Source organism: Trinickia sp. NRRL B-1857 (genome assembly GCF_050470685.1).
In the GTDB taxonomy this organism is placed as follows: domain Bacteria; phylum Pseudomonadota; class Gammaproteobacteria; order Burkholderiales; family Burkholderiaceae; genus Trinickia.
In genome coordinates this window covers 1645390-1657037 of the sequence record NZ_JBFLUK010000011.1, presented here as the reverse complement: position 1 = coordinate 1657037, position 11648 = coordinate 1645390, and the positions used below count along the sequence as shown (strand labels likewise).

The 11648-nt window shown below is 62.0% G+C and carries 9 protein-coding genes; 3 read left to right on the top strand and 6 right to left on the bottom strand.

Going from position 1 to position 11648, the window contains the following annotated elements; all coding sequences use genetic code 11:
- Positions 1-18: 18 nt before the first annotated feature.
- The 3 genes from AB1286_RS27705 to AB1286_RS27695 form a co-directional block, all read right to left on the bottom strand.
- Positions 19-1542 (bottom strand): CoA-acylating methylmalonate-semialdehyde dehydrogenase, encoded by a 1524-nt coding sequence (locus AB1286_RS27705; RefSeq protein ID WP_430366401.1) that lies wholly within the window; start codon positions 1540-1542, stop codon positions 19-21.
- Between the two features lie 120 nt (positions 1543-1662).
- A complete protein-coding gene (locus AB1286_RS27700) occupies positions 1663-3405 on the bottom strand; it encodes an AMP-binding protein (protein ID WP_430366400.1) in 1743 nt (580 codons plus the stop codon).
- 309 nt (positions 3406-3714) lie between these two features.
- Positions 3715-3963 (bottom strand): hypothetical protein, encoded by a 249-nt coding sequence (locus tag AB1286_RS27695; RefSeq protein ID WP_430366399.1) that lies wholly within the window; start codon positions 3961-3963, stop codon positions 3715-3717.
- 416 nt (positions 3964-4379) lie between these two features.
- Between AB1286_RS27695 and AB1286_RS27690 the strand changes: the two genes are divergently transcribed.
- The 3 genes from AB1286_RS27690 (at position 4380) to katG (ending at position 7437) form a co-directional block, all read left to right on the top strand.
- A complete protein-coding gene (locus AB1286_RS27690) occupies positions 4380-4601 on the top strand; it encodes a FitA-like ribbon-helix-helix domain-containing protein (RefSeq protein ID WP_430367346.1) in 222 nt (73 codons plus the stop codon).
- Positions 4588-5007 (top strand): type II toxin-antitoxin system VapC family toxin, encoded by a 420-nt coding sequence (locus tag AB1286_RS27685; RefSeq protein WP_430366398.1) that lies wholly within the window; start codon positions 4588-4590, stop codon positions 5005-5007. The genes AB1286_RS27690 and AB1286_RS27685 overlap by 14 nt, the downstream gene beginning before the upstream one ends.
- Before the next feature lie 189 nt (positions 5008-5196).
- Positions 5197-7437 carry a catalase/peroxidase HPI gene (gene katG, locus AB1286_RS27680; RefSeq protein ID WP_430366397.1) on the top strand — a complete coding sequence of 747 codons (2241 nt, stop codon included), beginning with the start codon at positions 5197-5199 and terminating at the stop codon, positions 7435-7437.
- A 148-nt stretch (positions 7438-7585) separates the two neighbouring features.
- On the opposite strand, the gene AB1286_RS27675 is transcribed toward katG, so the two are convergent.
- From AB1286_RS27675 to AB1286_RS27665, 3 genes are read right to left on the bottom strand one after another with little or no spacing between them, the layout of a single operon-like run.
- The gene (locus AB1286_RS27675; RefSeq protein ID WP_430366396.1) at positions 7586-9850 is read right to left on the bottom strand and encodes a molybdopterin cofactor-binding domain-containing protein; all 2265 of its coding nucleotides are present in this window, start codon (positions 9848-9850) and stop codon (positions 7586-7588) included.
- 16 nt (positions 9851-9866) lie between these two features.
- Entirely contained in the window at positions 9867-10358 is a 492-nt protein-coding gene (locus AB1286_RS27670) for a (2Fe-2S)-binding protein (protein WP_430366395.1), read from the bottom strand.
- On the bottom strand, positions 10355-11629 hold the full coding sequence (locus AB1286_RS27665; RefSeq protein ID WP_430366394.1) for a cytochrome c: 1275 nt from the start codon (positions 11627-11629) through the stop codon (positions 10355-10357). Before AB1286_RS27665 ends, AB1286_RS27670 begins: the two co-directional genes overlap by 4 nt.
- Between the last annotated feature and the right edge of the window lie 19 nt (positions 11630-11648).

Below are 11648 nucleotides of genomic sequence, written 5' to 3'. Positions count from 1 at the left end.
GCGGCCGCTGCCTTGTCTTCAGCGCAGGTTGATCGTCGTGTTCACGCCGCCGGTGGCTGGCGCGTCGTCGAACCAGCGTGCGGTGACCGTCTTCGTTTGCGTATAGAACTGAACGACTTGCTTGCCGTACGGGCCCAAGTCGCCGAGCTTCGAGCCGCGCGAACCCGTGAAGCTGAAGATCGGTACGGGTACCGGGATCGGGATATTGATGCCGACTTGTCCGACGTCGATGTCGCTTTGGAACTTGCGCGCCGCCGCGCCGCTTTGCGTGAACAGGCCGACACCGTTGCCGAACGGATTGCGATTGACGAGCGCGATGGCATCGTCGAGCGTCTCGACGCACAGCACGACGAGCACGGGGCCGAAGATTTCCGTACGGTAGACGGTCATCTCCGTCGTCACGTCGGAGAAGATCGTCGGGCCCACGAAGTTGCCGTTCTCGAAGCCTGGGACGCGCACGTCGCGGCCGTCGAGCAAGAGCGTCGCACCTTCTTCGACGCCCTTGGCGATCAGCGATAGCACCCGTTCCTTGGCGGCCTTCGACACGAGCGGGCCCACATCGGTATTCGGCTCCGTTCCGGCATTGACTTTGAGCGTCTTCGCGCGGGCGACGAGGTCGGGAAGCCACTCGCGCGCCTCGCCCACGAGCACGACTGCCGACGTCGCCATGCAGCGTTGACCCGCCGCGCCGAAGCCCGCGCCGGCCAGCGCGTTGAGCGTTTGCTCGCGATTGGCGTCGGGCAGCACGACGGCGTGATTCTTGGCGCCCATCATCGATTGCACGCGCTTGCCGTGTTCGCTCGCCAGCGTATAGACATGCGTGCCGACGGCCGTCGAGCCGACGAACGAAACTGCTTTGACGTGCTCGTGCGTGCAGAGCGCATCGACGACTTCCTTGCCGCCGTGCACGACGTTGAGCACACCGCGCGGCACGCCGGCTTCGAGGGCCAACTCGACGAGCGCCATCGTCGACAGCGGATCCTGTTCGGACGGCTTCAGCACGAACGTGTTACCGCAGACGATCGCCATCGGGAACATCCAAAGCGGGATCATCGCCGGAAAGTTGAACGGCGTGATGCCCGCGCAAACGCCGATCGGCTGGCGCAGCGTGTACGTATCGACGCCCGACGCGACGTTCTCCGCGAACTCCCCGAGCTGCAACGTGCCGATCGACGCGGCATGTTCGACGACCTCGAGCCCGCGGAAAATGTCGCCTTCTGCGTCGGGCAGCGTCTTGCCTTGCTCGGCCGTGAGGATTTTCGCGATGCGCGGCATGTGCTCGCGAATCAGCGCCTGGTATTTGAGCATGATGCGCGCGCGTACGCCGATCGGGGTCGACTTCCACTGCGCGAAAGCGGCTTGTGCGGCGCCGATGGCCGCATCGACTTCCGCGAGCGTCGCGAACGGCACGCGCGCCAGCACTTCTTGCGTGGCGGGGTTGACGATGTCGCGCCACTCGGTCGAGACGGATTCGACGAATTCTCCGTTGATCAGCAGTATGACGGTCGGGCGGTTCGTGCCCGCGGAGGAAGGAAGGCTCATCGATAGGCTCCTGATCGGTTCATTGGAATGCGCGGGCGGACAGACGCGCCGCGCGAGGGCGAGCACTCGCCCGGATGGGAATGCGGCTTGAGCTGGATCGTCGATCGCATGGTATGCAGATCAGCGCAGCTCGGGGAAGTCGTCTTCCCAATATTCGCCTGCCAATCGCTCGACCGCCTCGCCGCGTTCGATCTCGCGGCGGCGCAACTCGACACGGCGGATCTTGCCGGAAATCGTTTTGGGCAACTCATATACTTCGAGACGCCGAATGCGCTTGTACGGCGAGAGACGTTCGCGTGAGAACGCAAAAATGCTGCGGGCAAGTTCCGGGCCGAACGTATAGCCGTGGCGCAGCATGACATAGGCTTTCGGCACCGAGAGCCGCAGCGGGTCGGGGCTCGGCACGACCGCCGCTTCGGCGACGGCCTCGTGTTCGATCAGCGCGCTTTCGAGCTCGAACGGGCTCAAGCGATAGTCCGATGATTTGAAGACGTCGTCGGCGCGGCCGATATACACGTAATAGCCGTCGTCGCGGCGCATCGCCACATCGGATGTGTGATAGCGGCCGTTGCGCATGATGTGCTCCGTCGCATCGGCATTGTTCGCATAACGCGTCATTAAGCCCAGCGGGCGGCGGCAAGGCTCGGCCGCGCCGGTCGTATCGGCCGGCGCGCCAAGGGGTAGGGCGATTTCCCCTTCTTCGGCAAGGTGATCGTCGGGATCGACAAGCTCGATGCGATAGCCGGGCATCGGACGTCCCATCGAGCCGGGCACGACGCGCTGCCCCGGCGAATTGCCGATCTGACAAGTCGTTTCCGTTTGGCCGTAGCCGTCGCGGATCGTGATGCCCCAAGCGGCCTTGACGCGTTCGATGATTTCCGGGTTGAGCGGTTCCCCGGCGCCGACGATCTCCCGCAGCGAGATGCGATACGACGCCAGCGGCTCCTGCACGAGCATCCGCCATACGGTCGGCGGTGCGCAGAGCGTCGTGATGCCGTTGTGCGTCAGCGTATCGAGCACGGTCTTCGCGTCGAAGCGGGCGTAATTGAGCACGAAGATGCAGGCCTGTGCATTCCAAGGGGCGAAAAAGCTGCTCCAAGAGTGCTTGGCCCAACCGGGCGAGCTGATGTTCCAATGAACGTCGCCCGGTTGCAGGCCGATCCAGTAAAGCGTCGACAAGCTACCGACGGGGGAGCTTTCTTGCGTGTGTTCGACGAGCTTGGGCTTCGAGGTCGTACCCGACGTGAAATACAGCAGCATCGGGTCGCGCGCGTGCGTGACGGCGAGCGGCTCGAAGGCCGGGGAGGCGGCATAGCCGTCTTCGAAGCGGCGCCAGCCTGGCAGGTCATCGGCATCGTCTTGCCTACCCACCACGAGCTTGACGAGCGGTGTCTCGATGCCGGCGAGCTTGCCGCATTCGGCCGCATCGACGATCGCGAACGCCGGCTGACCGATTTCGAGGCGCTCGCGCAAATCGTCGGTCGAGAGCTGAGTGGTGGCCGGCATCACGACCGCGCCGAGTTTGATCGCGGCCAGCATCGCATCCCATAGCTCGACCCGGTTCGGCAGCATCAGCAAGATGCGGTCGCCACGACCGACGCCCAATTCGCGCAGGAAATTCGCGATGCGGGCCGAGCGCTCGGACATCTGCGCGAAAGAGAGCTTGGTGTGTTCCCCGGTGCTGGCATCGACTAGCCAGAGCGCGCAGGCATGGTTGTCGCGGGCGATTTCGTCGAAATAGTCGATGGCCCAATTGAATTCGTCGAACTCGGGCCACGCGAAGTGACGATAGGCGTAGTCGTAATCCGACCGGTGGCGCAGCAGGAAATCGCGCGCGGCTAGAAAGCGCTGTGATGCGTTCATCCTTGTCTCCGTCGATCCGAATTTGCGTTCTTCTCGCGTGTTCGGATCCCATGCTTCGCGGTAGCCGCGCTGGGCCCGCGCAGGGCCGGATGGCCTTGCCGATGGTACCCGCGCGTTTCCTTTATTGATGGATGCGGCTGCGTCAATGCGACCGGCACGGCGAATCTTGGGCCGCCTATGCCGATGTACTACGCGTCGAAGTGTAGGTCAGCGGCGGAGCCGCTTTCGATGCTCAAGACGCTCACTTTGGATGAGCGCATTTGCCACCCGCTGAGCGCAAGGGCGGAGTAGGGGGACGGCGGGCTAGATTTAATTGACCCCGAGCCCGCGCAAGACGGCGGTGCCGTCTTCGGTCAATTGGAAGCGTGTGGTACCCGATTCATGCTCGATGGGCTCGACGAGCCCCGCCTCTTGGAGCATGGGAATCTCGGGCTTGGCCGAAACGTCGATCGGTGCATGCAGCAAGAGCAGCAGCGTGGCGATTTCGTGGTGGCTTAGGATGCGCCGCAACATAGTGCGCGGCTTGCGCGGCGTGGCGTGTTCGTTCGAGTCAGTCATTGGGCCGGCCTCCATCGCGTCTGGCTGCGGGCAGATATTGGACATGGCGCCTTAAGCGATCCTTAAAAACGCAGGTTGTGCGCATGGGTGACGGGGTGTGCCGCTCCGGTCTTAGAACGATCGATAACCACTGAAATATAAGGCGTTTTCCTGTTTCGCTGCGTAGTCGCGATGAACCGGTAAGTAATGCCGCGTTACAGTTTCGATAGAAGAATGGAACTTTAGGTAGGCTGGATTGCGGGCCGTGCATATCGTCGCGTAGTCCGCAACCGTCTCTGCGCAGTCGCAGACGGGGACGTCATTTGGGAGCGAATGTCACTATCTCGCCATGGTGTGCTATCAATGATTACACTTATGCGGTACCAATGCTATCGTTGATAGCAAACCGACTGTGAAGTGAAGCATGGGCAAATCTTCTGGTGAGAAACGTCGACGAGGGACTAGTTCAAAGTCTTCGTGAGCGGGCCGCAGCTCATGGGCGCAGCGCGGAAGCCGAGCATCGCGAGATTTTGGCAAAGGCGCTACGCGGACCGCAGCGTAAGACGTTTGCGGAAGTGTTGATGAGTATTCCGAACGTCGGCACCGATGCCGACTTTACGCGCTTGGATGACGGTGAGGCGGCGAATGTATTTGGTTGATACCAACGTCGTCAACGAAGTACGAAAGCGGGATCGAGCGGACAAGGGCGTCATGGCATTCTTCCGCCAGGCTGCGCAGAAGGACGCTGACCTTTACCTTTCTGTGGTAACAGTCGGTGAACTCCGGCGCGGGGTGGAGATCATTCGCCACCGAGGCGATGAGCACCAGGCAACGCGTCTTGAAAAGTGGCTCGAGGGCGTGCTTGGTGAGTTTGCCTCGAACATCCTAGCCGTGGACGAAGAGATAGGGCAACTGTGGGGACGCTTACGTGTCCCACACCCCGAGCACTCGTTGGACAAGTTGATCGCTGCAACTGCATTGATTCACGACCTCACCGTCGTGACGCGAAATGTCGATGATTTCGCGGGAACGGGCGCCCGCGTCCTGAACCCATTCAAAGGATAGTTCGAGTCTAGGGACGGCCGACCGCGACCAAGGCGTCCTTCGCGCGTTCGGACCCAGGGTTGGAACGACGGTAAATCGAAGCGCGGTTGGGGCAAAGCTAGTTCAGAACATTTCAGGTCGTGTTAATGCGCTTAATGGCGCCAGGTGACACGATATTGCACGCTCAAACACGACCAGTGAGGAACTAGTATGACCGAAGAAGCAAAGTGCCCGTTCAATCGGGTTGCCGGCAGCGGGACGACCAATCGCGATTGGTGGCCGAAGCAGTTGCGTGTGGATCTACTCAACCAGCACTCGAACCGCTCCAACCCGCTCGATCCCGACTTCAATTATGCACAAGCATTCAATAGCCTCGATCTGAAGGCTGTGAAAGAAGATCTCGCCGAGTTGATGACGCATTCGCAGGACTGGTGGCCTGCCGATTTCGGGCACTACGGACCGCTCTTCGTTCGCATGGCTTGGCACAGCGCCGGCACCTATCGTGTGGGCGACGGCCGAGGCGGCGCCGGGCGGGGCCAGCAGCGCTTCGCACCGCTCAACAGTTGGCCCGACAACGCCGGCCTCGATAAAGCGCGCCGGCTGCTGTGGCCGGTCAAGCAGAAGTACGGTCAGACAATTTCGTGGGCGGACCTGTTGATTTTGGCCGGTAACGTCGCGCTCGAGACCATGGGCGTCAAGACGTTCGGTTTCGCCGGCGGCCGGGCGGACACCTGGGAGCCGGACCAGGACGTCTATTGGGGTACCGAGCAAGCCTGGCTAGGCGGCGACCTACGTTACGCCGGCGGTAAGGAGCGCATCGCAGGCCAGGAAGCGCGGGGTGGCGGCGAGAAGAGCCCAGTCGAGCACGAGCGCAATCTGGAAAGCCCGTTGGGCGCGGCGCAGATGGGTCTGATTTACGTGAATCCGGAGGGGCCGGACGGGAACCCGGATCCGATCGCCGCGGCGCACGATATCCGAGAGACGTTCGGACGCATGGCGATGAGCGACGAGGAAACGGTTGCGCTCATAGCGGGCGGTCATACGTTTGGGAAAACGCATGGCGCGGGTCCCGCCGATCACTTGGGACCCGAACCCGAGGGCGGCGCACTCGAGGACCAGGGGCTCGGCTGGAAAAACAGTTTCGGCACCGGCCGTGGCGCCGATACGACCACGAGCGGGCTCGAGGTGACTTGGACTAGTACGCCGACGAAGTGGGGCATGGGCTTCTTCCAGAATCTGTTCGGCTACGAATGGGAACTCACGAAGAGCCCGGCCGGCGCCAACCAGTGGATCGCCAAGGATGCGGAAGCGACGATCCCTCACGCACACGACCCGTCGAGGAAGATCAAGCCGACGATGTTGACCACCGACTTGTCGTTGCGCTTCGACCCGATCTACGAAAAAATTTCGCGGCGCTTCATGGAGCATCCGGAGAAGTTCGCGGAAGCTTTTGCGCGTGCGTGGTTCAAGCTGACCCACCGCGATATGGGCCCGCGCGCTCGCTATCTGGGCCCGGAGGTGCCGGCCGAGGAGATGATCTGGCAGGACCCGATTCCCGCAGTGAATCATCCGCTCGTCGATGCTCGCGATATCGCTTCGTTGAAGCAGAAGATCGCGGATTCGGGGCTCTCCGTGGCGGACCTGGTATCGACTGCCTGGGCCAGCGCGTCCACCTTCCGCGGATCGGATAAGCGTGGCGGAGCCAACGGTGCGCGCATTCGGCTCGAGCCGCAAAGGAATTGGGAAGTCAACCGGCCGGAACAGTTGGAGAGGGTGCTGACAGCGCTCGAAAGCATACGAGCCGAGTTCAACGCCGCGCAAACGGGAGAGAAACGCATTTCGCTCGCCGATCTGATCGTGCTGGCAGGCGCAACCGGTGTCGAGCAGGCGGCGAAGCGGGCAGGTTATACGATTACGGTGCCGTTCGCGCCTGGTCGTATGGACGCCTCTCAGGCACAGACCGACGTTGAATCGATGGGAATGTTGGAGCCCTATGCGGACGGCTTTCGCAACTTCGCCAAGGCTCGCTACCGCGCGACGGCGGAAGCGCTGCTTATCGACAAGGCGCAATTGTTGACGCTGACTGCGCCGGAAATGACGGTGCTCGTCGGCGGCCTACGCGCGCTCGACGTACGGACGGGTGAAGATGCCCACGGCGTCCTGACCGATCGGCCCGGAACGTTGACCAACGACTTCTTCCGCAATTTGCTCGACATGGCTACCGAGTGGCGGGCGGTTTCGCCGGAGCGAGAACTATTCGAGGGTCACGACCGGAAGACGGGGGCGCTGAAATGGACAGGGACGCGCGTCGACCTCGTATTCGGTTCTCACTCGGTTCTGCGGGCGCTGAGCGAAGTGTATGCGAGCGCGGATGCGCTCGAGAAGTTCATCCACGACTTCGTGGCCGCATGGGGCAAGGTGATGAATCTCGACCGCTTCGACTTGGTTTGAGCGGATTGCAGTGGACCGGCGCTTCGGCGCCGGTTCGCTCTGGCGCCAAGGTGCGGTTTGTGCCTCGCACGACGTGCAGGGGCGGCGTTATTTGGCCGCAGCCCGTTCCTGCACGCGTACGTGTGCTTGCCGAGAACGATTTTTCTGATCAAGCGTCGATCAGCTTGCGAAGCTTCTCGCCGGCCAACGGCATGTCGCGCACTCGCTTGCCGGTCGCATCGAAGAGTGCATTCGCGAGTGCGCCGGCCGTCGGACCCATCGATGCCTCCGCCGCGCCGAGGAACGGTGCGCCGGGTCGATCGATCAAATGGATGTCGATACGCTTGGGAACCGACGAAAATCGCAGGATCGGGTACGTGCCCCAGTCGAAGCTGCGAATTCGTTCGGTGTCGAAGCGCAGTTCCTCGTATAGCGTGCAACTTGCAGACTGCACGATGCCGCCTTGAATCTGATTGCGAATTCCGTCGGGATTGACGATTTGCCCGGCATCGACGGCTGCCACGGCCTGCTCCAGCACCACGTGACCGGTTTCGGGCTCGACGGAAATTTCAATCGCGAGGGCGACGTACGCCATTAAATTTTTGTACTTCGCAAATGCGAAGCCGACACCGCGATTGCGGGCGCGCGGCGGACGGGGCCAACCGAACTTCTGCGCGGCCAATGCGATGACTTCCCGTGCGCGCGGATCTTGCATATGCCGGAGACGAAACTCGACCGGATCCGTAGCCGCCATATGGGCGAGCTCGTCCATGGCGCTTTCGATCGAAAATATATTGACGTGTGCGCCGAGAGAGCGCATCGCCGACGTTTGCAATGGCATCGTCGGCGAGAAGTTGTTCATCACGTACATATTCGGCAGCGAGTACAACGGGATCCCGTTACGATCGCCGCCGCCTTCGGGTTGCAACATGGGAGTGGATGGTGCGGGCACGAACGGTTTTTCGAGCATTCGCGCCGGAAGCAAGCGCCCCGCATTGACGATCCGTTCGTTGTGCGAACTGCTCCATAGCGCGTATTTCCAATCGACGATCTTGCCGCGTGCGTCGATGGATGCTTCGAGTTCCGTTACCATCGCCGGCGTGAAATGATCCCACGTGTGCTCTTCCTCGCGCATCCATTGCACGCGGATGGGATGACCGGGCATCGTCGCGGCGATCAGGGCGGCATGGGCGGCGGCATCGTCGGCACCATTGTGTCCATAGCACCCCGAGCCTTCGGTATGAACGCAACGCACCTTCGACTTTTCCATCGACAGCATTTCGGCGAGTGCGTCGCGTAGCGGATAGACCCCTTGAGAATGGGTCCAAACGGTCAGCGCACTGCCGTCGAACATCGCGACGGCACAGGATGGGCCGATGGAGCCGTGCATGAGATAGCGCTTGGTGAAGCGCGCGTTCAGTGTCTTGACCGCCGGCGGCGTCGACTGATGTTGGTCGGCGATTTTGATTTGTTGGGTCGAAAGCTTCTTGAGATCCCGGTGAACGGTTTTCGGATCGGGCAGGGCGCGTCCCGGCGTCCATTTGCTGCCCGCCAAGAGCGCGCGCTGGGCCACGACCGCCTGCCACTCCCCTCGAGCGACGACGGCGAGCATGCTCCCATTGCGGACGACCGCGACGACGCCCGGCATCTTCGCGATCGCCGCTTCGTCGAAGGAAAGCAGTTTCGCATCGTAGACAGGGGGCATGACGACACGCGCGTGAAGCATGCCGGGCAGCGACATGTCCTGGACGTAGCTTGCACCGCCGGTGACTTTCGAAGGAATGTCGATGCGAGGCAATGAGGTGCCGATCGTCCGGAATGTTTTCGGATCCTTAAGGGGCGATGCCGGCGTCGCCATGCGATGCAGATCGACGATCCCGACCGCTTCGCCATAAGTCATCTGCCGTCCGTCGCTCGTGCGGATGACCGCATCGTTGACGACGAGTTTCGACCTGTCGACCTTAAAATGGTCCGCAGCGGCATCGACGAGCAACCCTCGCACTTGCGCCGCCGCATTGAGCAGTGCGGTGCCGCTGTCGGCAATCGTATGACTGCCTGCCGTGAGTCCCTCGTCCGGCGATGCCCCGGTGTCGGCAGTGAGAAATGTAATCAGCGAGGGCGCCATGTCCAACTCTTCGGCGGCGATTTGGAGCAGGGCGGTGCGTACGCCCGTTCCGAGTTCGACTTTACCCGTGAAAACGGTGACCTTGCCTTCGGGCGTGATTTTGATCCAGGCATCGAGGAACGGGTTCGTCTTCAAGCTTCCCGCCAACGCTTGAGTCGCCTTCCCGATATGGACCGCCGCGCCTTCGTCCGCAATGACCTCTTGGGCGAACGGCGCCTTGGTGGGCGCCATGCTGAACGCAACGAACAATGCGCCTGAAATCATGAAACGCCGCCGGTTCTCATCGACGGAATCGTATGGGTTGCTCATCGTGAAACCTTCGTTTCTAAAGAGGTTGAGCCGACGCTGGGTGAGCTTGAGGTTCGGGTAAGCCCGCTACCTCGCGTATGGCGGCGAGAATGCGCATGTGTGTGCCGCAGCGGCACAGGTTGGGTTCCATGTGCGCACGCAGCGCCTCTTCGGTGGGATGAGGGTTCCGCTCTAACAGCGATTGCGCGCGCATGATCATGCCCGCGATGCAATACCCGCATTGCGCCGCCTGATGCTTAACGAACGCCTTCTGTAGCGGCCCTGGGTGATCGGGTGTGCCTAGGCTTTCGAGGGTCCGCACGGGCCGCGTGCCGATAGCGCCGACGGGCACGACGCAGGAGAACGTCGGCTCGCCGTCTACGATCGCCGTGCAGGCGCCGCATTGCCCCATCCCACAGCCGAATTTCGCGCCGTGCAACTCCAGGTCGTTACGCAACGCGTAGAGGAGCGGCGTCGACGGGTCGATGTCCAGCGTGTGTTGCACGCCATTCACGTTGAGGGAAATCATGGCGCACTGTCCTCCTTCCTGAGCTTTGCGACCATCGGCTCGATCTCGAGCCAGGCTGGCTTGTTCGAATAGGTGCTACGCAAATACGAGGCGAGATCGGCAATTTGCCGGTCGTCGTAGATATGGATAAAGCTCGGCATGTAATTGGTCGCATCCTCGCCATGCCAGTTGATTCCGTTCAGGATCGTCTGAACGGCATTGCGTGGCGTGCCGGCATCGATCGCCGAACTGAAAGCCAGCGTCGGGCGCTGGCCGATGCTTTGCATCGGCGAACCCGCACCATGACACTGCGCGCAAGAAGCATTGAACAAAATCGCCCCTCGCTGTTCGGAATCGGCAACTTGATGAACGGAATCCGCCTTCGGTGCGGGCAGGCTGGCCTTTTGGAGTGAAAGGATGTAGATGGCGATTGCCTCGACATCGCTTTCAGGGACGGTGGCGAGATCTCGTGTGACGGGACGCATCGGACCGGCCGCGGCGCCATGCTGCGACGCTCTTCCGGTGCGCAAGTACATGACGAGTTGCTCCTTCGTCCATGGTTGAGCGGCGCGGCCGAGCGCATTGAGAGCGGGGGCCTCCCAGCCGTCGACGATACCGCCGTCGAACGCGTGGCCGGCTTCCTCGGCGCCGATCGCATTGAGCGGCGAGTGGCATGACGCGCAATGGCCTAGGCCGTCCACGATCAGCTTGCCGCGGCTCCATTGAGTGTCCTGCGCGGCGTCGGTCTTGCGCGGTCCGGGATGAAGGAACAATACGTTCCAAAATGCCACGAACGGCCGGAAGTTGAGCGGAAAGATCAGGTGGTTGGCCGGCGTCCTAGCATGGACCGGTTCGCGACTCATCAGATACGCGTACGCCGCCGAAATGTCGTGGTCGGACATGCGGGTAAAGTGGACATAAGGGAACGCCGGATAGAGCTGATGGCCATCGCGCGAAATGCCGTAGCGTACCGCGCGCATGAAAGCCGCCTCCGACCACTTGCCGATACCCGTCTCGGCGTCGGGCGTGATGTTGGTGGCGTAGATCGTGCCGAACGGTGTTCGCAGCGGCAATCCCCCCGCGAACGGGCGGCCGCCGTTCGCCGTGTGACACACCACGCAATCGCCGAGCGCCACGATACGCGCGCCCTCCTGCTTAAGCCCGGTATCGAACCCGCTCGGCTCAGGCGGCGCGATCGGGGCAATCGACGGTTCATAGGCAATGACGGCCGTAAGCGCCAAACCCGCGACGATCAGGCCGACGATACCGCTCCAAAGTAGTCTACGATTCATTGCAATGGCGTCCTTGCAT